Annotated in this window: 27 protein-coding genes, 2 tRNA genes and 1 pseudogene; 20 read left to right on the forward strand and 10 right to left on the reverse strand. The window is 69.1% G+C overall.

All coding sequences use genetic code 11. From position 1 onward, the window contains the following. A pseudogene (locus ACSNOH_RS20195) lies at window positions 1–426 on the reverse strand (hypothetical protein); the annotation flags it as partial. Window positions 427–559: 133 nt separating this feature from the next. Here ACSNOH_RS20195 and ACSNOH_RS20200 point away from each other — a divergent pair. The 6 genes from ACSNOH_RS20200 to ACSNOH_RS20225 all read left to right on the forward strand — a co-directional run bounded on the left by ACSNOH_RS20200 (window position 560) and on the right by ACSNOH_RS20225 (window position 7,073). Beyond that, complete coding sequence (locus tag ACSNOH_RS20200; RefSeq protein ID WP_436722806.1) at window positions 560–2,059, forward strand: AlkA N-terminal domain-containing protein; 1,500 nt, start codon at window positions 560–562, stop codon at window positions 2,057–2,059. Between the two features lie 53 nt (window positions 2,060–2,112). Next, window positions 2,113–2,631, forward strand: coding sequence for a methylated-DNA--[protein]-cysteine S-methyltransferase (locus tag ACSNOH_RS20205; protein ID WP_436722786.1), 519 nt, complete (start codon window positions 2,113–2,115; stop codon window positions 2,629–2,631). A 10-nt stretch (window positions 2,632–2,641) separates the two neighbouring features. Beyond that, complete coding sequence (locus ACSNOH_RS20210) at window positions 2,642–3,754, forward strand: DUF5937 family protein (protein WP_436722807.1); 1,113 nt, start codon at window positions 2,642–2,644, stop codon at window positions 3,752–3,754. 278 nt (window positions 3,755–4,032) lie between these two features. Continuing rightward, the gene (locus tag ACSNOH_RS20215; RefSeq protein WP_436722808.1) at window positions 4,033–4,431 is read left to right on the forward strand and encodes a DsbA family protein; all 399 of its coding nucleotides are present in this window, start codon (window positions 4,033–4,035) and stop codon (window positions 4,429–4,431) included. After that, window positions 4,428–6,041 (forward strand): MFS transporter, encoded by a 1,614-nt coding sequence (locus tag ACSNOH_RS20220; protein WP_436722787.1) that lies wholly within the window; start codon window positions 4,428–4,430, stop codon window positions 6,039–6,041. The genes ACSNOH_RS20215 and ACSNOH_RS20220 overlap by 4 nt, the downstream gene beginning before the upstream one ends. Before the next feature lie 351 nt (window positions 6,042–6,392). Then, window positions 6,393–7,073 (forward strand): response regulator transcription factor, encoded by a 681-nt coding sequence (locus ACSNOH_RS20225; protein ID WP_436722788.1) that lies wholly within the window; start codon window positions 6,393–6,395, stop codon window positions 7,071–7,073. A gap of 539 nt (window positions 7,074–7,612) precedes the next feature. Here the strand turns inward: ACSNOH_RS20225 and ACSNOH_RS20230 are convergent. Together ACSNOH_RS20230 and ACSNOH_RS20235 are read right to left on the reverse strand one after the other, a co-directional pair. Beyond that, window positions 7,613–7,688 (reverse strand) — tRNA-Arg (locus ACSNOH_RS20230). 282 nt (window positions 7,689–7,970) lie between these two features. Further along, on the reverse strand, window positions 7,971–8,903 hold the full coding sequence (locus ACSNOH_RS20235; RefSeq protein ID WP_436722809.1) for a pentapeptide repeat-containing protein: 933 nt from the start codon (window positions 8,901–8,903) through the stop codon (window positions 7,971–7,973). Between ACSNOH_RS20235 and ACSNOH_RS20240 the strand changes: the two genes are divergently transcribed. Together ACSNOH_RS20240 and ACSNOH_RS20245 are read left to right on the forward strand one after the other, a co-directional pair. Then, the gene (locus ACSNOH_RS20240; protein ID WP_436722810.1) at window positions 8,799–9,053 is read left to right on the forward strand and encodes a hypothetical protein; all 255 of its coding nucleotides are present in this window, start codon (window positions 8,799–8,801) and stop codon (window positions 9,051–9,053) included. The two genes, ACSNOH_RS20235 and ACSNOH_RS20240, sit on opposite strands and share 105 nt — an antisense overlap. A gap of 450 nt (window positions 9,054–9,503) precedes the next feature. Next, a complete protein-coding gene (locus tag ACSNOH_RS20245) occupies window positions 9,504–10,427 on the forward strand; it encodes an FkbM family methyltransferase (protein ID WP_436722789.1) in 924 nt (307 codons plus the stop codon). Between the two features lie 48 nt (window positions 10,428–10,475). Here the strand turns inward: ACSNOH_RS20245 and ACSNOH_RS20250 are convergent, their stop codons facing one another. From ACSNOH_RS20250 to ACSNOH_RS20265, 4 genes are read right to left on the reverse strand one after another with little or no spacing between them, the layout of a single operon-like run. Beyond that, the gene (locus tag ACSNOH_RS20250; RefSeq protein WP_436722790.1) at window positions 10,476–11,540 is read right to left on the reverse strand and encodes a GntR family transcriptional regulator; all 1,065 of its coding nucleotides are present in this window, start codon (window positions 11,538–11,540) and stop codon (window positions 10,476–10,478) included. Window positions 11,541–11,548: 8 nt separating this feature from the next. Next, window positions 11,549–11,782, reverse strand: a complete 234-nt coding sequence (locus ACSNOH_RS20255; RefSeq protein ID WP_436722791.1) for a hypothetical protein — start codon at window positions 11,780–11,782, stop codon at window positions 11,549–11,551. Further along, complete coding sequence (locus tag ACSNOH_RS20260; RefSeq protein ID WP_436722792.1) at window positions 11,782–12,072, reverse strand: hypothetical protein; 291 nt, start codon at window positions 12,070–12,072, stop codon at window positions 11,782–11,784. Before ACSNOH_RS20260 ends, ACSNOH_RS20255 begins: the two co-directional genes overlap by 1 nt. Window positions 12,073–12,085: 13 nt before the next feature. After that, window positions 12,086–12,385 (reverse strand): hypothetical protein, encoded by a 300-nt coding sequence (locus ACSNOH_RS20265; protein WP_436722793.1) that lies wholly within the window; start codon window positions 12,383–12,385, stop codon window positions 12,086–12,088. A 59-nt stretch (window positions 12,386–12,444) separates the two neighbouring features. Between ACSNOH_RS20265 and ACSNOH_RS20270 the strand changes: the two genes are divergently transcribed. Both ACSNOH_RS20270 and ACSNOH_RS20275 read left to right on the forward strand, forming a co-directional pair. Next, window positions 12,445–13,197 (forward strand): GntR family transcriptional regulator, encoded by a 753-nt coding sequence (locus tag ACSNOH_RS20270; RefSeq protein ID WP_436722794.1) that lies wholly within the window; start codon window positions 12,445–12,447, stop codon window positions 13,195–13,197. Window positions 13,198–13,434: 237 nt separating this feature from the next. After that, entirely contained in the window at window positions 13,435–13,992 is a 558-nt protein-coding gene (locus ACSNOH_RS20275) for a hypothetical protein (RefSeq protein WP_436722795.1), read from the forward strand. Between the two features lie 97 nt (window positions 13,993–14,089). Here ACSNOH_RS20275 and ACSNOH_RS20280 read toward each other — a convergent pair whose 3' ends face one another. Continuing rightward, window positions 14,090–14,845 (reverse strand): glycosyltransferase family 2 protein, encoded by a 756-nt coding sequence (locus tag ACSNOH_RS20280; RefSeq protein ID WP_436722796.1) that lies wholly within the window; start codon window positions 14,843–14,845, stop codon window positions 14,090–14,092. Window positions 14,846–14,850: 5 nt separating this feature from the next. Then, on the reverse strand, window positions 14,851–15,639 hold the full coding sequence (locus ACSNOH_RS20285) for a GntR family transcriptional regulator (protein WP_436722797.1): 789 nt from the start codon (window positions 15,637–15,639) through the stop codon (window positions 14,851–14,853). A 220-nt stretch (window positions 15,640–15,859) separates the two neighbouring features. Between ACSNOH_RS20285 and ACSNOH_RS20290 the strand changes: the two genes are divergently transcribed. The 9 genes from ACSNOH_RS20290 (at window position 15,860) to ACSNOH_RS20330 (ending at window position 22,039) form a co-directional block, all read left to right on the forward strand. Then, on the forward strand, window positions 15,860–16,237 hold the full coding sequence (locus ACSNOH_RS20290) for a hypothetical protein (protein ID WP_436722798.1): 378 nt from the start codon (window positions 15,860–15,862) through the stop codon (window positions 16,235–16,237). Between the two features lie 49 nt (window positions 16,238–16,286). Beyond that, window positions 16,287–18,368 carry a cell division protein FtsK gene (locus tag ACSNOH_RS20295; RefSeq protein WP_436722799.1) on the forward strand — a complete coding sequence of 694 codons (2,082 nt, stop codon included), beginning with the start codon at window positions 16,287–16,289 and terminating at the stop codon, window positions 18,366–18,368. 141 nt (window positions 18,369–18,509) lie between these two features. After that, window positions 18,510–18,773: a hypothetical protein gene (locus ACSNOH_RS20300; protein ID WP_436722800.1), complete on the forward strand. Its 264-nt coding sequence runs from the start codon at window positions 18,510–18,512 to the stop codon at window positions 18,771–18,773. Window positions 18,774–18,794: 21 nt separating this feature from the next. Then, complete coding sequence (locus ACSNOH_RS20305) at window positions 18,795–18,989, forward strand: hypothetical protein (RefSeq protein WP_302864730.1); 195 nt, start codon at window positions 18,795–18,797, stop codon at window positions 18,987–18,989. Window positions 18,990–19,009: 20 nt separating this feature from the next. Next, on the forward strand, window positions 19,010–19,225 hold the full coding sequence (locus tag ACSNOH_RS20310; protein ID WP_364893621.1) for a hypothetical protein: 216 nt from the start codon (window positions 19,010–19,012) through the stop codon (window positions 19,223–19,225). Window positions 19,226–19,321: 96 nt separating this feature from the next. Further along, a complete protein-coding gene (locus tag ACSNOH_RS20315; RefSeq protein ID WP_436722801.1) occupies window positions 19,322–19,936 on the forward strand; it encodes a hypothetical protein in 615 nt (204 codons plus the stop codon). After that, on the forward strand, window positions 19,933–20,304 hold the full coding sequence (locus ACSNOH_RS20320; RefSeq protein WP_436722802.1) for a hypothetical protein: 372 nt from the start codon (window positions 19,933–19,935) through the stop codon (window positions 20,302–20,304). The genes ACSNOH_RS20315 and ACSNOH_RS20320 overlap by 4 nt, the downstream gene beginning before the upstream one ends. A 149-nt stretch (window positions 20,305–20,453) precedes the next feature. Further along, a complete protein-coding gene (locus ACSNOH_RS20325) occupies window positions 20,454–20,654 on the forward strand; it encodes a helix-turn-helix transcriptional regulator (protein WP_436722803.1) in 201 nt (66 codons plus the stop codon). Next, window positions 20,651–22,039 carry a tyrosine-type recombinase/integrase gene (locus ACSNOH_RS20330; RefSeq protein WP_436722804.1) on the forward strand — a complete coding sequence of 463 codons (1,389 nt, stop codon included), beginning with the start codon at window positions 20,651–20,653 and terminating at the stop codon, window positions 22,037–22,039. The genes ACSNOH_RS20325 and ACSNOH_RS20330 overlap by 4 nt, the downstream gene beginning before the upstream one ends. 204 nt (window positions 22,040–22,243) lie before the next feature. Here ACSNOH_RS20330 and ACSNOH_RS20335 read toward each other — a convergent pair. Continuing rightward, a tRNA-Arg gene (locus ACSNOH_RS20335) sits at window positions 22,244–22,316 on the reverse strand. 250 nt (window positions 22,317–22,566) lie between these two features. On the opposite strand from ACSNOH_RS20335, the gene ACSNOH_RS20340 reads away from it, so the two are divergent. After that, on the forward strand, window positions 22,567–24,243 hold the full coding sequence (locus ACSNOH_RS20340) for a dynamin family protein (RefSeq protein WP_436722805.1): 1,677 nt from the start codon (window positions 22,567–22,569) through the stop codon (window positions 24,241–24,243). Window positions 24,244–24,288: the final 45 nt, after the last annotated feature.

Consider the following 24,288-nt stretch of genomic DNA (forward strand, 5'->3'; position numbering starts at 1 on the left):
TGTGTATAAGAGACAGCCGGTGTCCGGTGTCCGGTGTCCGGTGTCCGGTGTGGCCAACCTCTTATTGTAGCCAACGCCGTGCGAGAGCACGGCCAAATCGCCCCGTATCAGCTCCAGTTCGCCGCCGTAGCTGGCCGAAACGGCCAGGTCGACGGGCGTCTCCTTGGCCTGCTCCCAGGGCAGCACGGGCAGCCCCACGGAGGCCAGCAGCTCCGGCACCCCGGCGAGGAACGGCGAGGACCCGGTGCACGTCACGAGCAGCTGCACCCGCAGGTCGTCCCGGAAGAGCGGCAGCACGTCCAGCAGCCGGGTGGCCGAGGTGACGTTGTGCACGACGAACAGGACGCGGCGGCACGCGCCGCGGGTCACCCAGCGGTGGGCGTCGTCCCCGACGGGAACCCGTAGGCGCTCACTCGTCCCGTGCATCACTGCATCCCCCCAACGATCAACGGCACCACAGGCCCCACTGAAGCACAGCACACCCCCGACATGGATGTCGGATTTCCGCCGGATCGGGGGCCGGACCTCCGCCAATACTGGCGGCATGCGCAACGACGCCATGCACACGGACACGAACCGCTGCGTCCGGGCCGTGCAGTCCAAGGACGCCCGCTTCGACGGCTGGTTCTTCACCGCGGTGACCACCACCCGCATCTACTGCCGCCCGAGCTGCCCCGTCGTGCCGCCCAAGCCGCGGAACATGACCTTCTACCCGAGCGCGGCCGCCGCGCAGCAGGCCGGCTTCCGCGCCTGCAAGCGCTGCCGGCCCGACGCGAGCCCGGGCTCGCCGCGCTGGAACGAGCGGGCCGACCTGGCGGCCCGGGCCATGCGTCTGATCGCCGACGGCGTGGTGGACCGCGAGGGCGTGCCGGGGCTCGGGGCGCGGCTCGGGTACAGCACCCGGCAGGTCGAGCGGCAGCTCCTCGCCGAGCTGGGCGCCGGCCCCCTCGCCCTGGCCCGCGCGCAGCGCGCGCAGACGGCGCGGCTGCTGATCGAGACGACGTCGCTGCCGATGGGGGAGGTCGCGTTCGCCTCGGGCTTCGCAAGCATCCGCGCCTTCAACGACACCGTGCGGGAGGTCTTCGCGCTCTCCCCGAGCGAACTGCGGGCCCGCGCGGCCGGCCGTGGCCGCCCGGGGACGGCCGCGGGCGCCGCGGCCCCCGGCACCACACCGGGCACCGTCTCCCTGCGCCTGCCCTACCGGGCCCCGTTCTTCCCGGACAACCTTTTCGGGCACCTGGTGGCGACGGCCGTGCCCGGCACGGAGGAGTGGCGGGACGGCGCGTACCGCTGCACGATGCGGCTGCCGCACGGGCACGGCATCGCGACGCTCCGCCCGGCCGACGGCCACATCGCCTGCCGGCTGGCGCTTGCGGACCTGCGCGACCTGGCCGCCGCGGTCAGCCGCTGCCGCCGCCTGCTCGACCTGGACGCGGACCCCGAGGCCGTCGACGGCCTCCTGTGCGAGGACCCGCTGCTGGCCCCGCTCGTCGGCCGCGCCCCCGGCCGCAGGGTGCCGCACACCGCGGACCCGGCCGGGTTCGCCCTGCGCGCGGTGCTCGGCCAGCAGGTGTCCACGGGCGCGGCCCGGACCCTCGCCGGGCGCCTGGTGGCCGCCCACGGCACCCCGGTCGAGGACCCGGAGGGCGGCCTCACCCACCTCTTCCCGGCCCCGGAGGCCCTCGCGGAGCTCGACCCCGCGACCCTCGCCATGCCGGGCACGCGCCGCCGCACGTTCACCGCGCTCGCCGCCGCCCTGGCCTCCTCCGAGCTCGACCTGGGCCCGGGCAGCGACTGGCAGCGCGCCCGGGAACGGCTCGCCGCGCTCCCCGGGATCGGCCCCTGGACCGTGGAGACGATCGCCATGCGCGCCCTCGGCGACCCGGACGCCTTCACCGCCACCGACCTGGGCGTCCGCCTCGCCGCGGCGGCCCTCGGCTTGCCCGCCACGCCCGCTGCCCTCACCCGCAGGTCCCGGGCCTGGCAGCCGTGGCGCTCGTACGCCGTCCAGCACCTGTGGGCGACGGGCGACCACCCGGTCAACCGCATGCCGTCCTGACCGCTCCGCATGCCGTCGTGTGGCCGCCCCGCCGCGCACCTCACGGAGGAACCATGTCCCACCGCTCCCACACCGTCATCGACAGCCCGTACGGCCCCCTGACCCTGGTGGCCACCGACGACCGGCTCAGCGGCCTCTACATGGAGGAACAGCGCCACCGCCCGCCCCAGGAGACCTTCGGCGACTACGACCCGCAACCGCACGCCCCGGGCTCGGTGTTCGCCCGGACCCGCGAGCAGCTGGAGGAGTACTTCGCCGGTGCCCGCACCGCGTTCGACCTCCCTCTCGCGCTCGCCGGGACCGCCTTCCAGCGCACCGTCTGGCAGGCACTGCAGGAGATCCCGTACGGCGAGACCGTCACGTACGGCCTGCTGGCCGCGCGCATCGGGCGGCCGTCCGCGTCCCGGGCCGTGGGGCTGGCCAACGGCCGCAACCCCGTGGGCATCATCGTCCCTTGCCACCGCGTGGTCGGCGCGAACGGCGCCCTCACCGGCTACGGCGGCGGGCTGCCCCGCAAGCAGCGCCTGCTCGCCTGCGAACGCGCAGGAAGGGCCCACGACCAGGCATCATGACGTCGTGAGCGTGAGCATAGACATCACGGGCCTGGCCCCCGAACGGATCGTCTTCGAGACGTCGCCGATGGGCGAGCTGTGCCTCGCGCTGCACGTGCTGTCCGAGCCCGGCCACCACCCCGGGACGGCCGGCTGGGCCACGGCCACGGCCGCCGCGCTCCGCCCGGACCTCGCCGACCGCCTCCAGGAAGCCGACTTCCTGTGGCGCACCACGTTCTCCGACCTGTTCATGCCCTGGGCGGGGGTGCGCGGCGGAGCGGGCAGGGCCGGTGCCACCCTCGCCGAGGAACTGGACGAGCTCGACCGGCTCGACGACGACCAGTTCGTCACCACGGCCCTGGAGTTCGCCTGCCTCGCCTCGTACAGCAGCGGCGGCCCGTCACCGCTCACCCACCCGCCGACGCGCGCCCGGACCCTGGAGCTGGCCGCGGCTCGCGGGCCGCGGCAGGTGGACTTCGCCCAGCGCCTGCTGAAGGACCCGGCGTCCGTACGGGCCTGGGTGCGCCGCCTGTTCGAGGACTGCGACGAGGCGTTCTTCGCGGACGTCTGGCAGCGCGTCGAACCCCGGCTGGCCGCCGACGTCCGGCACAAGACGGAGCTGCTGCGCCGCAAGGGGCTCCGCGAGGCGCTCGCCGCGGTCTCCCCGGCCCTGCACCTGGAGGACGGCGGCCGCCGCATCCGCGTCGACAAGCTGGCCGAGGGCAGGACCACCGCGACCGGCCCCGCCGTACGGCCGGGCCTCACCTTCGTGCCCTCCCACTTCGGCTGGCCGCACCTGATGGTCCTGCACCGGCCGCAGTGGCGCCCGGTCGTCCACTACCCGGTCGGCTCGCCCGACCTGCCCGCCCCCACCTCGGTCGACCTGCTCAAACTCCGCCTCGAAGCCCTGGCGCACCCCGTCCGCATCCAGGTCTGCCGCAGCACGGCCCGCACCGCGCACACGACGGGCGAACTCGCCGGCGTCCTGGGCATCAGCCCACCGGAGGTCTCGCGCCACCTCTCGGTGCTCAAGAAGGCAGGCCTGATCACCTCCCGCCGCCGCGGCCGCTACGTCCTCTACCAGCTGGACGTCCGCGCGGTGGCCCGTCTGAGCAGCGACTTCCTGGAAGGCATCCTGCGCTGACCACGGGCGTCCTTCCGTCCTCTGGGGCCGCCGAACGAGCTGGTTGCCGCTGCCTACATGAAGCGGCCTTCAAAGACCTCGAGCCATCGCGGTGAACTCGGCCCGCCCGGCCGGCCGTGCCTCGAAACCGTCTTGTGGATCGCTGGAATTCCGGGTTGAGGTTGCGTGATCCCTGGGCGGCGGCCCGCCTTCCGCCTTCCGCCTTGTTGAAGACCGACTGTCGAAGGCGCTGCTGCTCAAGCCCGCCGGCCTGCTTGCCCGACAAAGAGGGTGAACCTGTGATTACCGTAGAAATCCGGTCCGATGTCGTCTGCCCATGGCGCTATCCGGGCAAGCGCCGCTGGGAGAAGGCGCTCGCCCTCTTTCCACACGCCGACCGAATCCGTACCGAATGGCGCGCCTTTGAACTCCGGCCCGGATTCACCCCGGTTGAGGGAGCGCTCCTCTCTGAGCTGATGGCTTCGCATGACGGCATGACGCGCGCCGAGATCGACATCGACGAGGTCTTCGAGCGGCTCCGTTTCCTGGGCGGCGCCGAGAGGATCGACGTGCGCCCGCAGGGCGTCCGGCCCCTGGTCCGCGAGGCCGGCCTGACGTGCGCCGTGACGTCCAGTGCGACCTCCAGCACGACGTCCTGTGTGACGTCCTGTGTGACGTCCGGGAAGGGAACTCGATGAACACCGCCGCACCCCCGCGCGCGACCGCGCGGGAATGGCTCGGCCTCGCCGTCCTCGCCCTGCCCACGATCGTGATCGCGCTCAGCATGACCGTGCTGAACCTCGCGGTCCCGTACCTGAGCGCGGCGCTGCAGCCCACCGGGGCACAACTGCTGTGGATCATCGACATCTACGGCTTCCTGATCGCCGGCCTGCTGATCACCATGGGCACGATCGGCGACCGCTTCGGGCGCCGCAAGGTGATGCTCTGGGGAGCCGCCGCGTTCGGCGCCGCCTCCGTGACAGCGGCCTTCTCGGTCAACGTGGAGATGCTCATCGGGGCCCGTGCCCTCATGGGCGTGGCGGGGGCGACCCTGATGCCGTCCACGATGTCGCTGATCCGTACCATGTTCGCGGACCCGCGCCAGCGCACGGTCGCCATCAGCGTCTGGATCTCCAGCTTCACGGCGGGCGCCGCGCTGGGCCCGGTGATCGGCGGCGCCCTGCTGGAGCACTTCTGGTGGGGGTCGGTCTTCCTGCTGGCACCTCCCGTGGCGCTGCTGCTGGTGGTGCTGGGCCCGGTCCTGCTGCCGGAGTACCGCAGCCCGGAGCCGGGCGGGCTCGACCTGCCCAGCGTGGTCGTCCTGCTGGCCTCGACGCTCTCGGTGGTCTACGGCCTGAAGAAGATCGCGGTCGACGGTTTCGCGGGCGTCCCGCTCGCCGCGCTCGTGGCCGGCCTCGTGCTCGGCCTCCTCTTCGTCCTGCGGCAGCGCAAGCTGTCCGCGCCGCTGCTGGACCTCAGGCTGTTCGGCGACCGGGCCTTCAGCACGTCCCTGGGCACGCTGACCCTCGTCGTCTTCGCCATGTCCGGCACCAACTTCTTCGTCGGGCAGTACCTCCAGATGGTGGTGGGACTGTCGCCCTTCAAGGCCGGTCTGGTCGTCGTGCCGGGCGCCGTCGCGAACATCGTCAGCACGATGCTCACGCCCGTACTGGCGCGCCGCATCCCGCCCGTACGGCTGATGGCCGGCGGCCTGGTGCTGGCCGCCGCCGGTCTGACCGTCCTGACGCAGGCCGAACCGGACTCCGGGTTCGGGCTGGTGGTGGCGGGCGCCGTCGTGATGTCCCTGGGGTTCGGGCCGACGCTGTCCCTCGGCAATGACGTGATCATCGGTTCCGCTCCGGCGGACAAGGCCGGTGCCGCCTCCGCGATCTCGGAGACCGGCACGGACATGGGCACCGCCCTCGGCATCGCCGTCATGGGCAGCATCGGAACGGCCGTCTACCGCGGCGACATCAAGGACGGCATACCGGCGGGCGTACCGACCGACGCGGCCTCCGCGGCGCAGGACACGGTCGGCGCCGCGATGGCCGCTGCCGCGGAGCTGCCCTCGCGCCTCGGCGGGGCGCTCGCCGACGCCGCCGGCTCCGCCTTCACCCACGCCCTGCGGACCGCTGCGACGATCAGCAGCTGCCTCGTGCTCCTGCTCTCCGTGGCGGCCGCGGTCATCCTGCGCAAGGTGCGCACGGGCGGCGAGGGGGAGGACGGCGAGCCCTCCGGCGGAGAGGGGGAGGGGGACGGCGGGGTGCGTTCAGCGGCGGCTGCCGGGGCGACGGAGCCGGACGACTGAGCCCTGCGGGGCCGCAACCATCTGCGGCGGCAGGCCGGGCCGCAGGCTCCGGTCCGCGACGGCCTGGCGGACCGCTCCCGGACGTCGAGCAGGGACCCCGGACTGGTGGTTCCGCACCGTAAAACCGCACGTACGGTCTGTCAACGGCCGTGATTACTGGGCTGGTTGTCCATAATTCTCGCCCCATCCGTGTCTCAGATAACGAGAGAATCCTGGAAAACGGACTGAACGGTTTGCTATGTTCCCGGGGCTAGGCGGTAAGCGACATGGTCGTCACGCGGGGCCGTTGATGGGGGCGGCCGCATGCGTGTGCCTGCCCCGTGCGCACGGGGCAGTACAGGGGGGTCGTTCATGCACGTACTGATCGTCGAGGACGAGGCCGCTACGGCCGAATCCCTGAGCAGAGGCCTGCAGCGGCACGGCTACAAGACGAAGGGTGTGGATACCGGAACCCGCGCGCTGCAGGCCTACCACGAAGCCGACTTGATCCTGCTCGACCTCGACCTGCCCGACATCGACGGACTCGAGGTGTGCCGCAGCATCCGCGCGGCTTGTGACACGCCCATCATCACCTTCACCGACTGCGGCACCGAACTCGACCGCGTCCTCGGCCTGCAGGCGGGCTCGGACGACTGCCTGGGCAAGCCGTACGGCTTCCGCGAACTGCTCGCGCGCATCGAGGCGGTGATGCGGCGCGTGCGCCCGCAGCGCAGGTTCACCAGCAGCACCGCCGTCACGCACGGCCCATTCGAGATGGACGCGGCCAAGCGGGAGGTGCGGCTCCACGGCTCCCCGGTGGAGCTGACCCGCAAGGAATTCGACCTGCTCTACTACCTGGCCCGGCGCCCCGGGACGGTGGTGTCACGGGAGGAGCTGATGGCGGAGATCTGGGGCGACGCGACGAGCCACGCCATGAGTTCGCGCGTGACCCGCACCATCGACACGCACGTGAGCACGTTGCGCAGCAAGCTCGGTTCCAGCAGCTGGGTCGTCACCGTCCGCGGTGTCGGCTTCCGCTTCGGCCAGGGCTGACCGGGGCGGCGGCCCCCGCAGCGTCAGAAGCTGTAGGGGGGCCGCCGCCCGTGAGGCCCGCAGCGAGACGGCCCACCAGGCGCCTCCCGCGGCTGCCCCTCCTCGTCGAACGCGCTCAGGCGCCGACGCAAAGCCCACGCCGTGCAGCTCCCCGAAGACTTGCCGGAGCTGCTCGCGGGCGTGCCATTCGGCGCAGACCGAGTCGATCGCGAACTTCAGCGAGGCGGGATAGCCGCGGTTGCTCCGCGCCTGCCCGAGGAACCACGCCGCGACGGTCGGCCCGAGGCGTCCCTTCCGGGTGCTCCCCACGATCACCGCGAGATTCAGCGACTCCTGCTCCGTCCCCACCTGTCCCCTCACCCCGGCGTCCCACTCCGAGGCTCCGCCCCCGGCGGCCGGAATCCTCCGCCCGCCCCTTGGAACCCCACTCGAACCCCACTAGGAGAACCGGCCGGCGGTAGTGCGGCACGGCCTGCAGGACATACCGCCCACCCCTGACCAGCAAAAAGGCCCTCCCGAAGGGAGGGCCGGAAACGCGCCCCCGGCAGGACTCGAACCTGCGGCCAAGCGCTTAGAAGGCGCTTGGCGGGGGAGGCCCTGTAAGCCATCTGACCTGCGGAAATGCAGGCGGATGACTCTGCCCTTAGGTGGAGTCCCCCTGTTCTTGGGAAGGGCTGCCTTAGCCGTGTGGCGGCGCTGAGTGGGGTCTTGCCGTTGGGCCCCTGGCCTCTCCGTCCCGAAGCGAGCGACTGACTTTGGGCCGGCGCACATTGCACGTGTGATGGCGGTGGTCCGCAGGTGCGGACGTACTTCTCGGCTGCTGCGGCAGGAGGCCCAGTGGTGTAAGGACGGCAGGGACGAGTCCTACTTGCGAGTAATCAAAAGTGCAGGTCCTACCTACACGACGTCAGGGGACGCAGTACTGCTTCCTGCTCGCAAATTTGGGGGCAACAGGGTCAGATCGTTTGTAAGTGCTGTCCTGACTTGGCCGAGGGTCAGCCCTTTCACAGTCCTTAAATCTGCCCCGTACAAATATGCGCGAGATAGGGTCGCGTCTTCCAGATTGGTGCAAGTGAAGTTCGTCCCGCCTGCTCGGTAAGGGTGGGTCAAGTTTGCTCGAGTTAGGTCCGCCTCGCTTAGGTTGGCGTTAGCGAAGTTCGCCCCGGCTAGGTCAGCACGAGTAAGGTCAGCCTTTTTCAGATTTGTGTGAGTAAGGTCTGACCAGACCAAGTAGGCGCGAGTAAACTTGGCCCTTTGCATGCGGGCGCCGCTAAAGTTTGCTCCTGCCAGGTCAGATCCTGTAAGTATTGCCTCTTGCAAGTTGACGTTGGTGAGGGTCGCCCTCTTGAGGTTGGCGTCAGTGAGGTTCGCCCCGGATAGATCGGCGTCGACTAATGTAGCCCCTTTAAGGATAGTCCGAGTGAGGTTCGCCCCGGATAGATTGGCGCCGGTGAGAGTAGCCCCTTTAAGGTTGGCGCCCGTGAGGTCCGCTTGTGTGAGGTGGGTACCTGCGAGGTGGAGTCCGCGAAAGTCAAGTATTTCGCGGGGGTCGACATGAGTGCGCGATTCGGCACGAGTAAGGGCAGTGAGAGCAGCCTGAACATCGGCAGCAGGCTCGTCAGGAAGCTGCGCCGCCGTGTCAGTATCAGAGTCGGAGCTAACCTCGGGTATTGCCCTCCGATCATCCCGTGCGGCACCCCAGCTGAGTGGGGTAGCCCGAGGTGCTTGATCACGAAGGAAATGGTTCAGCACGCGCGCCGCGTCGGTAGCGACTTGGCTGGGGGCATCTTGAACGATCTGTTCCAGCGCAAGAATTCCCCCAATTCGCACGTAGGCATGCTCATCGCCAAGGCGTTCGAGGGCTTTAGTGAAGCGCTCGGTTACCTGACCGCGGCGGGTGAGTCGATAGTTGCGAGCCGTGTACAGCAGTGCGATGGCTGCGCCGAGTGCGGCTACGCATGCTACAAGTGCGGTGCGTAGCCCGGTCACCAGCGCCGCCGAGCCGGCTCCTTCTCCGACCGTCTCCTCTTTGATATAGCCGGAGTCCAGCCAGTAGGGACCCTTCCATACCAGCCAGGGCAACCCGACTAGTAACACCGCCACACCAGCTAGGACAAGGATGGCCAAACCGCCCCGCTTCAGCTGGCGAAGCGCTGCCACGTTCCTGCGGCGCCATTCGAGGGAGAAACGTCGCGTCACACTGTGTTACACGCCAACAGGGCTAGTAGCGGTTCTTCGGTGCCAGAGCCTTCAACGCCCAAACTCCGCCTGGGACGCTTGAAGGTGCTGTGGAGCGCGTGGCAGGCTCTCCGACTACTGGCTCTGGGTCAAGAGAAGGTGACTGTTCGGCCCTGAGGCGCGCCGCCGCAGTAGCACTGGGGCAGCGGGGAGCCCCAGAGGGTACGTCGGACCCGGTTGGGTGGGTGTCGGATGAGCAGCTGTACAGCAGGGCTGTTGGCCTCGGTCGGCCGCCAGTATGTGCGGTACTGCCCAGGCTCCCTTGGGAAGCCGTGGGTGGTCGCGAAGTGCCTCGACCCTTACCTACGTGACAGGCCTCGGCGGCGCGTCGCACGGACCCGGTTCGGTGTGATGGTCTCTGTCGACACCCAAGATCTCATTCAGCGGTACGTCTACATGTTCGGGACGTGGGAACCCCACATGACGCGTTGGCTTAGCCGGCGGCTCGGTCCTGGCGACACCTTCGTCGATGTCGGGGCGAACATCGGGTACTTCAGTTTGCTTGCTGCTCGGCGGGTGGGGCAGGCGGGGCGGGTCGTCGCCATTGAAGCCGCTCCTGCGTTCCATCGGAGCGTGCTGGCGAATGCGCGACGTAATGCCTGTCGCAACGTGCGGGCGGTCAACGTGGCTGTCTCCGATGCCCGGCGGTCCCTGACGTTCACGCTCGCTAGCTCCCGGAACATGGGGGCGAACAGCATCGTCCCGTACGACGGGCCGGTGGAGTCCTTCTTCGAGGCGCAGGCCCTTCCGCTCACTGATGTGCTTACTGCTTCCGAGGTTGCCGACGCGCGTGTGATCAAAGTTGATGTGGAGGGGGCGGAAGGCAGCGTGGTTCGGGGCATGGTGCCCTTGCTTGATCGGCTTCGGCCCGATGCGGAGATCACCATTGAGGTGGCCCCTGAGCGCATGGCTCTCCTGGGGGACTCCGCTGACGAACTGCTCGCCACCATGCGCGATTTCGGGTTTCACGCCTATCGCCAACCCAACGACTACGCCGCCGAGAGCTACCCTGTCGCTCTTCGAAGCGCTGGTGCCCCGCTTGCTCGTGTGCATGGACCTGTCGTGGAGGAGGGCGACCTCGTGTTCTCTCACGTGGACGCCGATGTGCTGCCGTGAATGCAAACGGTCCGGCCCCTTGGGGCCGGACCGTGGTGGCTGCCGTTGTTACAGCCGGTGCGCCTTGTCTCCTCCATCACTCAACAGGTGCTCTTCGGGATCTGATGCAGACAAGCGTCCGCCCCGGCTCTCCGCTACTCGTAGGACGTCGCCCAGCGATTTGGTCGTCTGCTGTAGCGCGATCCTGAGGTGTTCGCAGCGCGCCTCCGGGTTGGCGAGGAGCTTCTCCGCGTCCGCCAGCACATCGGCGCCGATATCCATCTGCGCTGCCTCCACAGCATCGGCGTATCGAGACAGTCTTCCTTGACCGTCGGCCGAGCTCAGGAAGCACGGTTTGTCATCCGGCGAGGTCCACGGCAGGAGGCGCAGATCGAGCTGGGGTGTTCTTTCGTCTTCCTCTCGGTCTTCGGCGTGCGTGCGTGTGGTGAAGAGGACTTCTGCGCGGTCGCCTGGAAGGAGCAGGAGTGCACCCTCCACTACCTGCCCGGTGACGTCTACTGACCTCCGTTCTACGGCCAGCACAGGTGCGGGACTGCGGAAGAGTTCCTTCTCCTCGGCGCTCGGAAGGCGGGACGTGACTCGCTCGACGGTGGATGCCACGTGTACTCCGGCCGCGGTCAGCAGTTCCCTGACGTTGTCGCCCCATGGAGACAGGGGCGCTTCGGGGCGGCCGAGCTTCGCCACTTTGTGGGGGACGTACAGGCGAGCCACGCTCCGTACCGAGGTGCCGGCGGTGCTGACGTATTCGTGTTCAGTCAGCAGGGAGCCGGCGCGTATCTGCAGGAGCGACGCCACATCCGCAGATGCCTTGACCCTGCGGACTTCGACACTGACGCGCAGCGCGGGGCAGAGCGCCGGCGGACGGTCCGAGGTGTGCCGTGCGCTGTCGTAGACGGTGCGGTCGTCGGGGCGGCGCACGAAGTTTCCTCGGCCGTGGAACTTGTCCAGTCGTCCCTCGGACTGGAGGAGTTCGAGCGCGCTCCTCAAAGTGGGGACGCTGACCCGGTACAGCGAGGCGAGTTCCGTCTCCGCCGGCAGCTGTTCGCCTGCCTGCCAGTCTCCGGCGCCGATGCGCCGACGTAGATCTTCGGCGATCTGGTAGCGGTCTGCCACGGTGGGGCTCACCGCCTTTTGAAGGCGCGTACAGCGGACAGTTCGTCGTTCGGCTGCACGATCAGCTCTTCCCCGGTGCGGAAGCGCAGGCCCCTTGTGCCGTCGGAGAAGTCGAGTACATCGATCACCGTGTATCCCCGGCCTCCGAAGTCGATGACGTCTCCGGTCCGGACCGCCTTCCCGGTGACCTGCACGCGCACGTGGTGGTGCGTACTCATGGACGTGGCGATTTCCTCGATCATCAGTGCACCTCCGCCACGGTCCGGGGCAGGCCGGCCGCGAGGGGGCGCCAGCGAGGCTCCAGCCGTAGCCGTGCGCGCTCGTCTTCGGCCACCACGTAGAGGCGAACGAGGGCCGTCTCCTCGATGTGGCGGAGTTCCGCGTGCCACCACGGCAGCCGTGCGCGCGGGCTGGGCGGAGCCGTCTCCTTGGCGGCCCGGGGCTCGGCTGCTCCGCGGGCCTGTTCCGGCCTCGGGACGGGAACGAATTGTCGCCTAGCCCACCAAAGGGCCCGGCGGATAAGGTCAATCACGCTGATCAGCTCCTCACAGCTGATGGCCGTGCCCCCGGGCAGCTCCTGTTGCCGCGGGGGTTTCCTTCTCGACGGCGGCCCAGGCGATGCGGCCGTTTCCGCTGGTGACCAGCCCAAACGAGTCGGCTGTCTCCAGCGCGTCTAAAAGCTCTTGCCATGCCGCGGCCGAAACCGGGTTCGGGACTTCCGTCTCGACGTAGATGCGGCCCTTCCGCTGCCTCACGCGTGGGGTGAAACCAGCAGCCGAGAGGCGTGCCGCGATGTGGTCGGCGCGGTTGCTGCGTGCGGCCACAAGGTGTTCCTCCGTCGCCACGGGATCACAGTGCGTGAAGCTAGTTAACTAGCATAGGGCTAGTGGACTAGATTTTCCACATGCGTGAGCAGCCGCCTTATCTCCGCGTCGCTGACCTGCTGAGACAGCGCATCGCGGATCAGGAGTGGGCCCCGGGCGACCGGTTGCCGTCGCGTGCGCAGCTTGCGCAGGAGTGCGGCGGTGTGGGCGAGAACGTCATCCGCCGAGCGCAGGAACTCCTGATCTCGCAAGGCGTCTTGGAGGGGCGCGCAGGGTCGGGTACGTACGTCGCCGAGCCGCGCGCACGCCTGCGCATGGTCCGTTCGCAGATCGGCGGGCGTGATGGAGCGCCCTTCGTGGCGGACCTGTCCGTCCTTGGCGAGCGCGGCACGTGGGAGAGCAACACCGAAGCCAAGGTCCCCGCGCCCGCAGACATCGCAGCTCGCCTCGGCATTGCCGAGGGGGACCTGTGCGTCCGGACCGTCTACGAGTTGCTGTCGGACGGCAAGCCCGTCCAGCTCTTGACCAGTTGGGAGCCGTACAGCGTCACGGCCAACACGCTGGTTGTGCTGCCGGAGGGCGGGCCCCACGCAGGCAAGGGCGTTATCGCCCGCATGGCAGAGATCGGGATCACGGTCACTCGCGCGGTGGAGCAGCCCGAGCCCGGACATGCGAACGCCGAGGAGGCGACCCTCCTCGGTGTACAGCGTGGAGCGCTCGTCACGCGCATCCAGCGGACGTACTACAGCGACGACGGACGAGCAGTCGAGACGGCAGACATCGTCCTGCCCGCCTCCCTCGGCGTGATCGCCTACGAGATGGCTGTCGGCTAGGTCTGCCGACCGGTCTTGTGTCGATCCTCGCGTCCAAGTCTTGAGTGTCAGTGACGGCCGAGGTGGACTCGCTATTTTCTTGGTGGTCTTCTAGGGCACGTCGTGTTAGCGCGGGCGGCTCGGGGTGTCACGTCTCACCCGCATGGCCCAGCTTGACAGCGCGCTGGAACCCATTCCGGCTCACTGTTAGGAGAACGAGCTTGCTGCACTGCGAACAGTCGTGGGAGAGGAGGTCTGGTGGAATACGCCGCTCCTACCGCCGGGCTGATCATCGCCGCAGTGCTGTTCGTCATCGGCGTTCTCAGCGTGAACGACCTTGCGGCTCGCGATTTTAAGATCACCATCTCTGGAAAGGTGGGCCCGTTCCAGAGGGGCGTTCTGGTAGCTGCGGCTGCCCTCTGTCTGGTGCTGTCCGTGGCGGGGTTTTACTTGCTTACGAGCAGGTCCTCCGGGTCGGATAGCCCTCCCTCTCCGCCGGCGCGAGAGATGACGCTAAAGCTGACCACCTCAATGCCTCAGGATGAGGAAGTGGTGCAGCAGACTGACGTCGTCACTGTTGGTGGCGCGCAAGTCACCCTTTCTGTCAATAGCGGCAACCCAGACGTGAGTGATGTCATTCATTTCGAAGGCGACCCTGGAGACATGGCCTACAAGGTCGACATTACTTTCATCCTCAAAAATGGCGAAAGTCGAACTGTGTCGGGCAGTGGAACCATATTTGTCGACAATGGCCTCACGTATAAAGTGGACGTAGAGGGCGATCCGCTGCAGGCTGTACTGAAAAAGGCAGCATAGGTTGAGTGTCGAAAGGGACGAGGTTCCTGGGCGGCATGGCCGGGTGATGTTGAGGGCGTGGACCGTCTGAAGCGGCCCTCCGGCAGGTGGACGAGTTCTAGCCGACGGAATAGTTCCGGCGGTAGTAGGCGAGCGCTTGCGCTCGTGCCTCTACGACGGCCATGCGTGCGTCTCGCTCCGCGGTGTCTGTGTGTGCCGCCTGGCCCGTCGCTTGTCCGGGCCACTTGCGGTAGAGGAGGCCCACGTCGCGGATGAAGTAGCCGCGGCTGACGGCGTCCAGGGCGAGTAGGAGCCCGGTGTCTTCTGAGGCCGGCAGTGCCATCCAGCCGCCCAGGGCAAGGAGCAGGTCGCGGCGGATGCAGAGGGTCGCCGGGTGGACCTGAGCGCGGTAGTTGTGCGCGCGCCAGTGTTCGAGGACGGCGCCCAGCTCTATCGGGCCGTCGTCCGGGTCCTGGTCGAAGCCGACCATCGAGCCGTCGGGCAGCAGGTCCAGTACGCGGGAGGTCGTCCAGCCGATGCTGGGGTCGCGTTCGAGAACCGCGATGTCGCGGGCCAGGGCGCCCGGGGGGAGCTGGTCATCGGCGTCGAGGATCTTGACGTACTTGCCGTCCGCGTGGGCCAGGGCCATGGTCCGGGCCACCCCGGGACCGCCGCGCCGGCCCTGCCGGAAGGTCACGCGCTCGTCGTCCGGGACGTGCGGAGCGACGTCGTCCGTCTGGCCGTCTTCCTGTATCAGCCAGTGCCACTCCCAGTCCTCGGGGAGCTCCTGAGCGCACAGTGACTTGTACGCGTCGTGGAGGTGATGGGCTGACGGGCCGTGCACAGCGGTGACGATGATGATGCGCCGGCGCACGGCACTCACCACCTTTCCAGGGGAGTGGTGAAGAGCATCTCCGTGCGGTCGCCGGGCAGCGTGATGTCGGAGAGCTCCACAACGCGGTTGTGGGTGTCGTAGGAGGTCTTGCGCAGCAGGATCACGGCGGTGCCGGGCGGGAGTTCCAGCTCCTCCGCCTCTTCCGGCGTGGGCGGCCGGGCGGTGACGTGTTCTTCGATGCGGTCGAGTTCGATGCCGATCGTGAAGAGCTGGTTCTGGGTGCCGCCGGGCCACGGCTCTTTGGACTCGTCCAAGAGGTCCGGGTTCGCGGCGACCATGTCGCGGACGAGGTAGGACGTGACCAGTGCGAAGGGAGCGCGCTCCGCGGCGTACCGCGTCCGGTAGGTGCGCTCCAGGAGCACTTCGCCTTCCGCGACGCCGAGGGCCTGCGCGAGATCCGTGCTCGCCTTGATCTCGCGGTAGGACGCGCGGAAGACGAGGTCGTTCAGCGACAGGCCGGTGTCATGTTCGGTGGCCCCGGTCTGCGCCCGCTGCTCCTCCGGCTGCCGGACGCGGTCCTTCTCCCACTGGTGCCTGACGTTCGTCCGGAGGACGGTCGCCCGCGGCTGACGGACGAAGTTGCCGCGGCCGTGCTGCTTCTCGATCAGCCCCTCGTCGCGCAGAAGCCGCAGTGCTTCGCGGATCGTGGGGAGGCTGCGCCCGTACTCCTCCGCGAGTGCCGTCTCAGAGGGAAGGCGGTCTCCGGCGCTCAGTTCACCTGCGCGGATGGCCTCTCGCAAGCCGTCCGCAATCCGCTCGTACGCCTTCGCCATCGGTGCTCACCCGTCTGTCGTGTCGACGGCGCTCAGCATACGACTCCTAAAGAGGACTTGACGAGTTGCTGAGACCCGCGTCATAGTCCCAACCTGAACTCATTAAGAGGACTTGAGGACTTGACCTCTTGATGAGTCGTCAGCGTCCTGCCGATGCACTGCCGAAGGACGCAGCTCGTTCCCTGCGCCTGCACTGCTCCCAACCTCAGAGGTGGATCACATGCAGCTCACCGTCGGCGACATCGCCCGTAGCCAGGAGAACCTCACCCTCGGCACCGTGGCCGGAGTGGCGGATCACGGAGACGGAAAGCTCGTCGTCTTACGGCTCCCGAACGGGGGCGGCCTCAGTTTCGTCGAGCCGTGCTCCCTGGTCGTCGTGGGGCGCTACGTCCCGCCCGCTTCGACCCGCCGCAGCATCGTGGCCCTGATCTTCCTCGGCCTCGCGCTCCTCGTGGCCTACATCAGCTGCCGGTCGGCCGAGGATCTCGGAGCGGACTGGCTGCTGACGGCCCTCGCCGGGCTGGGCGGCTTCAAGGCCGTGGCGATCACGTACCAGTGCTGGGCGCGCCTCACCGGCCCGCGGCGCTTCCGCGTCTGAACTGCGCCACTTCCGTGCTTCCGTCCCGCCCAGGCTTTGGAGGGGTCACGTGAACGACCACCTGACGGCGAACCCCGCGTTAGACCAGGGTCGCCCTGCCGGACCGGCTGTCTCCGTCGACAGCCCGTGCGAGCCGTCGGGCCCGGCCCTGGCGGACCGGGCTCAAGGAGCGAAGCGCCGCCCGGTCATCCCGGCGTGGGCGAAGTCGCGTCAGGAGTTCCTCGCGGCCGGCAAGGGCGTCGCCGCGTACGCCTGGCATGTCTCGGCGTATCACGCGGTCCGTACGCCGTGGTACGCGTTCCGCCTCGCATTACAGGCCCCGCACGGTGCCGCGCGGTTCGTCAGCGGCAGGCTGCGATGGGTCGCGGATGCGGAGGGCGAGCCGTTCCGGCAGTACGCGGCGGCTACCGACGACATCGTCAAATACCTGCAGCTCTCGCGCCAGCGGGACCGTCGTGTCCGCTGGCGGGCGGCCGTCGCCTTCGTGACCTCGATCGCGGGGATCGCTGCGGCGCTCGCGCTGTACGTCATGGCACCGCAATGGCTGCTGGCCCTGTGCGGCTTCGCTCTGACGATGGCCGCGGGGTGGCTGGGGCAACCGGCCGATGCTCCGGTGATCCACAGGGCAGTGGAGATCCCGAGGGCGACGAGGCTCACCAGCGACATCGTCCTCCGTGCTCTTGGCTCCCTCGGTATCCAGGGCATCAATCAGGCGCAGTCGAAGGGCGGAGACGGGTTCGCCTTCACCGCCCCCATCACCCGTGACGGCCCCGGCTGGCTCGCTGAGGGCGACCTCCCGCACGGCGTGACCGTTACGGACGTCGTCGATCGCCGGGAGAGGCTGGCCTCCGGTCTCCGGCGGCCCCTGGGGACGGTGTGGCCCGAGGCGGTTCCGAACGAGCACACCGGCCGCCTGAGGCTGTGGGTCGGCGATCAGGACATGTCCCAGGCCCCGCAGCCGGCATGGCCTCTCGCCAAGTCCGGCACGGTGGATCTGTTCAAGCCCGTCGCGTGGGGGACGGATCAGCGCGGACGCTGGGTGGAGATCACCCTCATGTACTTGGCAGGTGTGATCGGCGCCATTCCGAGGATGGGCAAGACCTACCTTCTGCGCCTCCTGCTGCTCATTGCTGCCCTTGACCCGCGCGCCGAAGTGCACAGCTACGACCTCAAGGGGACCGGCGATCTAGACCCTGTCGGCGATGCCATCGGCTTTCGACACCGGGCAGGCAACCGCGACGAGGACATCCTTTACGCGCTGACCTCCATGAGTGACCTGAAGGCCGAGCTGCAGCGTCGTACGGACGTCATCCGCTCGCTGCCGCGGGATATCTGTCCCGAATCGAAGGTGACGACGGAGCTTGCTTCGAAGCGGTCCCTCGGCCTGCACCCGATTGTGGTCGGGGTGGACGAGTGCCAGAAGTGGTTCGAGCACCCGAAGTACGGCAAGGAGCTTGAGGAAATCTGCACGGACCTCGTCAAGCTCGGTCCAGCCACGGGAATTGTGCTGCTCCTGGCCACTCAGCGGCCGGACGAAAGCAGTCTGCCGAAGGGGATTTCCGCGAACGCGTCGGCCCGCTGGTGCCTGAAGGTCATGAGCCACGTCGAGAACGACATGGTCCTCGGCACGGGAGCGTACAAGCGCGGCGTACGAGGAACCATGTTCGCCTGGGCCGACAAGGGCATCTGCTACTTCCTCGGCGAAGGCGCGGACGCACGGATCGTCCGGGCGGCAGAGATCAATGCCGTGCAGGCCGAAGTCATTGCCCTACGGGCCCGGAAGACGCGCGAGCGCCTCGGCGCCCTGGCCGGTCACGCGCTGGGGGAGCAGCCCGAAGCCAAGTCCGGCCCCTCGTACGACCTGCTCTCCGATCTCCTCACAGCGCTGCCCGCCGGCAAGGAAAAGCTCTGGAACGAGGCGATCGTCGCCCGGCTCGCTGAACTCCGGCCGGACGCGTACGGCGCATGGACCGCGGAACAGCTCACCGCAGCCCTGAAGCCGTGCGGCATCCGCACCGCGCAGGTGTGGGGCACCGGAGAAGACGGCAAGGGCGCCAACCGGCGCGGGATCAAGCGCGCCGACGTCCTCCGGGCGATCGCCGAACGTGACAGCACCGGCGCCGCGGCATAGCCGTAACCGCCGCCGGGCCTAGCAGGACGACCCGCTAGGTCTAGCGCCCCCGCTAGCAGCACAAAGCCTGTCTGACCTGCGCACTAGCACCTAGCAGCGCTCGCCGAGCGCACCCCGAATTCCCACCTGGAGAGGGTTCTGATGAGTTCCCTGCTCGACGCTATGCCTGGCCTCATATTCCTCACGCTCTGCTACGCCGTCATCTGTGCCCTCAGCCCGTTCGGCGCGTGCCGCAAATGCGGGGGATGGGGCGCGGTGATCCGCCGGACCCACAGCGGTCGGCTCAAGCGCGGCCGCGATTGCCGCCGCTGCGAGGGGCAGGGCCTGCGCCTGCGTGTCGGCCGGCGCCTCTACAACTCCATCGCCGAGCTCTACCGCGATGGCACCGGCAAGGCCCGACGCTGACTTCTCTGAGGAGCCCCCGCGATGTCCTTCTCCATCTCTGCGCTCGTGCTTTTCGGCCTCCTCCTGGCCATGCTCCTGCGCTCGAAGTCCGTCGGCATCGGCGGCGCCACGGTCGCCATCCTCTTCGGCTACTACCTCAGCCGCACCGGAATCGCCGCGCCGATTGATCAGGTCATGGGCGCCATCGCCCATGCCGTCCCCGCCCTCGACAAGTGATCAGGTGAAGGAGTCCCTCCATGAACAAGATCTCCCTCATGGCCTCCGGAGAGCTCCGCGACGCGCTCACGGCCATCGAAGAAGGCAAAGGCCCGGCCGCCATCGCCGCGCTCATGGCCATCGACCCCGCCTCGTGGCAAGCGATCGAGCACCGCCTCAAGGCGGTCATCGGCACTGACCTCCGCTCGCTCTTACTCCACACCGTGGAGAGCGCGGCGGCGCCGGCCATCGACTGACGGCTCCCTGTGCGACCCCAACTCCCTCGGAATTTGGGGCCGTGCAGAGGGCCGGACAGCCCGGCTCGGTAATTCCGACAGCGGAGAGGACCGCCCATGTCCAACACCACCACCATCGCGTGGTTCGACAGCTTAACGGCGAGCGTATTCGCCCTCGGGGCCGCGGCCCGGGAAATGCGACTCGCCCACCAGGCGGCCCAGGCCGCCTCGTGGCAGATCGAGCCCGCCCGCCTGCGGCTGGTGATCGGCGACGTGAACATCCGCGGCGAGTACAAGATCAGCCCCTGCGACCTCGCCCTGAGCCAGATCCGCGGCCTGTCCCGCGCCTACCAGCGCATGACCGCCGACCTGTACGAGAACCTCGCCCTCTCGTACGCCTACGGCACCGCTGCAGCGCTCCTCGCGGTCATCAAGGGGTATCGGCCGCGGTACGTCGAGCTCCAGCGCGACCAGACCGACCACTACATCGTGCCGGGCGACCCGCTACCCGACTTCCGCGGAGACCTCGGCACCTGGGACGGCCAAAGGCGCCTGGCCCTGCTCCGCTCCCTCGTCACGGCCCGCAGGCTCGACAACTCCGGGGAACTGAGCCACGGGCCGTTGGCCGGCCTGGCGGACGTCGCCTACGCCTACGGCGAGCAGGCCGAGACGGCCCTCCACCACGCACTCCTCACCGCCCGCACAGACCGCACCCCCGAGGAGGAGCAGTGACCAACGGACCGGGCGCCACCAACGACCCCACGGTTGCCTACATGGGCGCCCCCCGGATCACGGCAGAGATCACCTGGGTGATCAGGCACAGCATCCCGCGCTCGTCGGGAGTGGAGTACGAGCGGGAGTTCCTGCTCCGTAAGGCCGCTGCCTTCGACCGCATGGCGCTCGCGGAAGCGGCCCGCTCGGCTCCGCAGGCTGCCGCCCCGACCATCGAGTCCGCGGTCGAGGCCGCGCGACAGCTGATGGATCACGACGTTGCGCATCGCGGCCTGTCCCTCCGCGGAGCCGAGATCGCCACAGCGGATGACTGCCGCGCGTACGCGCGCCGCGAGTACTTCGAGTGGAGCTGGACCCAGCTCCACTGACTTCGCCCGGGGCAGCGGCCCTACGGCCAAGTACGTCCGCTGCCCCGGCCTCCCCTCATCCCGCAAAGGATTCAGGAGGTGCCACCAGCATGCACCACAACGAGGACGCCCCGCCGCCCAGGGCCGTCAGAAAGCCGCATGGGGGTCACATGGCGACCCGCAGCCGTAAGGGCGGCGACAAGCTGACCGTCGACGAGCTGTGCGAGGAACTCCGCATCGCACGCTCCACCTTCTACGACTGGCGCCAGAAAGGCCGTGGCCCGCGCTGCATACGCCTCCCGAACGGCGCCCTCCGCATCCGCAGGGACGACCTGGACAACTGGCTCACCGACTGCGAGGACCACGCATGACGACCCGGTCCTTCAAAGTCAGCTTCTACGAAACCGAGGTCTACGAGGGCAAGCGCGGCACCACCTACACCGTCCGCTGGTCCGTCAACGGCAAGCGGCACGGGGAGACCTACAAGACGAGCCCCCTCGCGGAATCCTTCCGCGCCGCACTCCTGGTCGCCGCGAACAACGGCGAGCCCTTCGACGTGGAGACCGGCCGACCGGTCTCGCACGCCACACCCGCCGCCGAGATCACCTGGTACGAGTTCGCCCTCCAGTACGTCGACATGAAGTGGCCCCGCATCTCGGCGAACAACCGCAAGAACACCGCCAAAGCCCTCACCAAGGTCACCATCGCACTGCTGCGCACGGAGTCCAAGCAGTTCGACCCGGTCGACGTCCGCAAGGCCTTACGCGAGTACGCCTTCAACAAGCTCCGCCGCGACGAAGCCCCGCCCGAGGTCCGCACCACCCTCTCCTGGATCCGGCGCCACTCCCTCCCCATGAGCGCCTGGGAGGACACCAAACACGTGGACCACGTCATGCTCGCGCTCAGCACGCTCCTCGACGGCAAGCGCGCAGCCGCCAGCTCGGTCAACCGCGAGCGACGGATCCTGAACGTGGTCATCAAGTACGCCATCCGAGAGAAGATCCTCAAGACCAATCCGCTGCCCAAGGGCAAGGACGAGAACGCCCCGCCCAAGGCGCCCCAGGCCATCGACAAGCGCTCCCTCCTCAACCCCACCCAGGTCGCCTTCCTCCTGGCCTGGATCGCCGACCGTCCCCGAACCGGCCCCCGCCTCCACGCCTTCTTCGCCACCCTCTACTACGCGGGCCTACGCCCGGAGGAAGCGGTAGCCCTGCGCGGCAAGGTCGCCACACTGCCCGAGTCCGGCTGGGGTGAACTGCTCGTCCACACTGCCGAGCCGGAGGTCGGTAGCGCTTGGACCGACAACGGCACGGTCCACGAGACCCGCGACCTCAAGGTCCGCGCCACCGGTGACACCCGCCCCGTCCCCGCCCACCCCGCGCTCGTCGCGATCCTCCGTGACCTGATCGAGCGAGACGGCCTCAAGCCGGGCGACCTCCTCTTCGCGGGGGAGAGGGGAGGCCTGCTCGCCGGATCGGTCTTCCGCCGCGCCTGGTGTAAGGCTCGCAAGGCCGTCCTCGAAGAGCACGAGTACGACTCACCTGTCGGCAAGCGCGTCTACGATCTCCGCCACACCTGCCTGACGACCTGGCTCAACAGCGGCATCCCGCCCGCCCAGGTCGCCGAGTGGGCCGGCAACAGCGTCCCCGTCCTCCTCGCCACCTACGCCCGCTGCATCACCGGTCAGCTGGCGGATCTCCAGAAGCGCATCGAGGGGCCGCAACAGCTCCCCAGTACGTCTCGCACCTCGCAGTGACCGCGACGGGTCGCCCGCCAAAACTTCGGGAGGTTTTCGGGAAGAACACCCGCCGAGAGCCGTTCCGGACCGGCTCCAGTCGGACACGGCCGGAGGGCAGTGCGCCACGTGGTCACTGCCCTCCGGCCTTCAGGCTCCGCTCCGCATCCCTCTGACCAGCAAAAACGCCCCTCCCAAAGGAAGGGGCGCGCGGTGCGGATCAAGCGCCCCCGGCAGGACTCGAACCTGCGGCCAAGCGCTTAGAAGGCGCCTGCTCTATCCACTGAGCTACGGGGGCCGGTGTGTGCGGCGGTGTCGCGGACGGCTGGAGCCCCGGGCTCGGTGGTGCCGTGACCTTGCCGGGGACAAGGATAGGGCTCCGCTCACCTCGTCCCGGTTGCTTCACCTCCGTGCCACGATGTGGAGGTTTAGTGAAGCGGTCCTGATAATCGCAGGCGGGTACGAATCTTGCACCGTTTTTCACGCCTCAGGCGACGGGTGTTGTGTACTCGTTATGCCTGAGCCCCGTACGCCACGCCTCGCGCGCCATGGCCTATACGCTTCAAAATCACACCAGAATTGGGCATTCTGCACGTGTGGCGACCTTGGACGTACGGCCCCGACTGCTCGACGCACTGTCCGCACTGCGTGACCGTGTCGACGCCGCACGCTTCCCCCTCCCCCTTCCCGGCGCCGCCCGCGCCCGCCGGAACCGTGCCGAACTCCTGGCGCAACTCGATGACTACTTGGTGCCCCGCCTGTGCGCCCCCGAAGCGCCGTTGCTCGCGGTCGTCGGGGGATCGACGGGGGCCGGCAAGTCCACCCTCGTCAACTCCCTGGTGGGGCGGCGGGTCACCGAGGCGGGGGTCCTGCGGCCGACGACCCGTACGCCAGTGCTGGTCTGCCACCCGGACGACCACCACTGGTTCGCGGGGCAGCGCGTCCTGCCCGAGCTGCGCCGCGTCTGGGTGCCCGCCCAGGACCTCACCGCCCTCTACGACCTCGACCCCGACGCCCGCCGCGGGGACGATGACGACCCCGGCGAGCCCCCCTCCCTGCGCATCGAGACCGACCGCGCCATGCCGCCCGGGCTCGCCCTCGTCGACGCCCCCGACATCGACTCCCTCGTCGCCCGCAACCGCGATCTCGCCGCCGAGCTGATCTGCGCGGCCGACATCTGGGTGCTCGTCACCACCGCGACCCGGTACGCCGATGCGGTGCCCTGGCACCTGATGCGGACGGCCAAGGAGTACGACGTCACCCTCGTCACCGTGCTGGACCGGGTGCCCCACCAGGTCGCCACCGAGGTCTCCAAGCACTACGGGGCGCTGCTGGCCGCCGCCGGCCTCGGGGACGTGCCGCGCTTCACCATCCCCGAGCTTCCGGAGTCCGCCGGCGGCGGCACCGGGCTGCTGCCCGACACGGCCGTCGCGGGGCTGCGCGCCTGGCTCCACCAGCGCGCGCAGGACCCCGCCGCCCGCGCCGTGGCCTCCGCCCGCACCGTCGCCGGGCTGCTGGCCTCCCTGGGGTCGCGGCTGCCCGGGCTCGCCGGCGCCGCCGCCGTCCAGCACGCCGCAGCCGTCCGGCTGACCCAGCGCGTGGAGGACGCGTACGCCAAGGCCACCGAGCGCGTACGGGACGGGGTCGCGGCCGGCGAGGCCCTCGCGGGCGACGCCCTCACCCACTGGCGCGGCCACCCCGAGGACAGCACCTCCGACGAACTGCTCGGCGCGCTCACGGCCGCCCTCGCCGCCCTGGTCGGCTGCGCCGTCGCCGCCGCCGACGAGGAGGTCGCCGCCGCCTGCGCGGGCGACCCCGCCGCGGACGCCGTCCTCGCCCCGCGCGACCCGGACGGCGCGGTCGGCCGGATCGGCGTCTCCGTACGCCGCTGGCGGCGCTGCCTGGAAGAGCTCGCCGAGGAGGAGGCGCGGGCCGCCGAACGCGGCGCGGGCGTCGACGCCGACCGGGTGGCCGCCCTGCTCGCCGCAGCCCTGCTGGGCGGCGGCGAGGCCCGCCCGGCCGGGGAGGCCCTCGCCGAACTGCTCGGCGCCCAGGGCGCCCTGCGCCTGCGCGACCGCGGCGGCCATCTCCTCGCCGAGTGCCTCGACGGCGTCCTCGACGCCGAACGCGACCGCCGCACCGCCCCGCTGGAAGCCCTCGACGTCACCCCCGACCACCAGGTCGAGCTCATCGCCGCCCTGTCCGTACTGCAGAGGGAGAGGTGACCACCGTGCGCCCCACCGACCGATCCGCCGACCGCCCCGCCGAGG

The organism is Streptomyces sp. URMC 127 (assembly GCF_051386535.1).
GTDB lineage: Bacteria > Actinomycetota > Actinomycetes > Streptomycetales > Streptomycetaceae > Streptomyces.

What these genes read in the sequence shown, in the direction of transcription:
- ACSNOH_RS20245 (WP_436722789.1), top strand. Translation starts at nt 9,504, where the DNA reads ATGAGCAGCTGTACAGCAGGGCTGTTGGCCTCGGTCGGCCGCCAGTAT.
- ACSNOH_RS20330 (WP_436722804.1), top strand. Translation starts at nt 20,651, where the DNA reads ATGACGACCCGGTCCTTCAAAGTCAGCTTCTACGAAACCGAGGTCTAC.
- ACSNOH_RS20205 (WP_436722786.1), top strand. Translation starts at nt 2,113, where the DNA reads ATGTCCCACCGCTCCCACACCGTCATCGACAGCCCGTACGGCCCCCTG.
- ACSNOH_RS20290 (WP_436722798.1), top strand. Translation starts at nt 15,860, where the DNA reads ATGCAGCTCACCGTCGGCGACATCGCCCGTAGCCAGGAGAACCTCACC.
- ACSNOH_RS20200 (WP_436722806.1), top strand. Translation starts at nt 560, where the DNA reads ATGCACACGGACACGAACCGCTGCGTCCGGGCCGTGCAGTCCAAGGAC.
- ACSNOH_RS20325 (WP_436722803.1), top strand. Translation starts at nt 20,454, where the DNA reads ATGGCGACCCGCAGCCGTAAGGGCGGCGACAAGCTGACCGTCGACGAG.
- ACSNOH_RS20300 (WP_436722800.1), top strand. Translation starts at nt 18,510, where the DNA reads ATGAGTTCCCTGCTCGACGCTATGCCTGGCCTCATATTCCTCACGCTC.
- ACSNOH_RS20270 (WP_436722794.1), top strand. Translation starts at nt 12,445, where the DNA reads ATGCGTGAGCAGCCGCCTTATCTCCGCGTCGCTGACCTGCTGAGACAG.
- ACSNOH_RS20220 (WP_436722787.1), top strand. Translation starts at nt 4,428, where the DNA reads ATGAACACCGCCGCACCCCCGCGCGCGACCGCGCGGGAATGGCTCGGC.
- ACSNOH_RS20225 (WP_436722788.1), top strand. Translation starts at nt 6,393, where the DNA reads ATGCACGTACTGATCGTCGAGGACGAGGCCGCTACGGCCGAATCCCTG.
- ACSNOH_RS20340 (WP_436722805.1), top strand. Translation starts at nt 22,567, where the DNA reads ATGGCCTATACGCTTCAAAATCACACCAGAATTGGGCATTCTGCACGT.
- ACSNOH_RS20305 (WP_302864730.1), top strand. Translation starts at nt 18,795, where the DNA reads ATGTCCTTCTCCATCTCTGCGCTCGTGCTTTTCGGCCTCCTCCTGGCC.
- ACSNOH_RS20285 (WP_436722797.1), bottom strand. Translation starts at nt 15,639, where the DNA reads ATGGCGAAGGCGTACGAGCGGATTGCGGACGGCTTGCGAGAGGCCATC.
- ACSNOH_RS20315 (WP_436722801.1), top strand. Translation starts at nt 19,322, where the DNA reads ATGTCCAACACCACCACCATCGCGTGGTTCGACAGCTTAACGGCGAGC.
- ACSNOH_RS20310 (WP_364893621.1), top strand. Translation starts at nt 19,010, where the DNA reads ATGAACAAGATCTCCCTCATGGCCTCCGGAGAGCTCCGCGACGCGCTC.
- ACSNOH_RS20255 (WP_436722791.1), bottom strand. Translation starts at nt 11,782, where the DNA reads ATGATCGAGGAAATCGCCACGTCCATGAGTACGCACCACCACGTGCGC.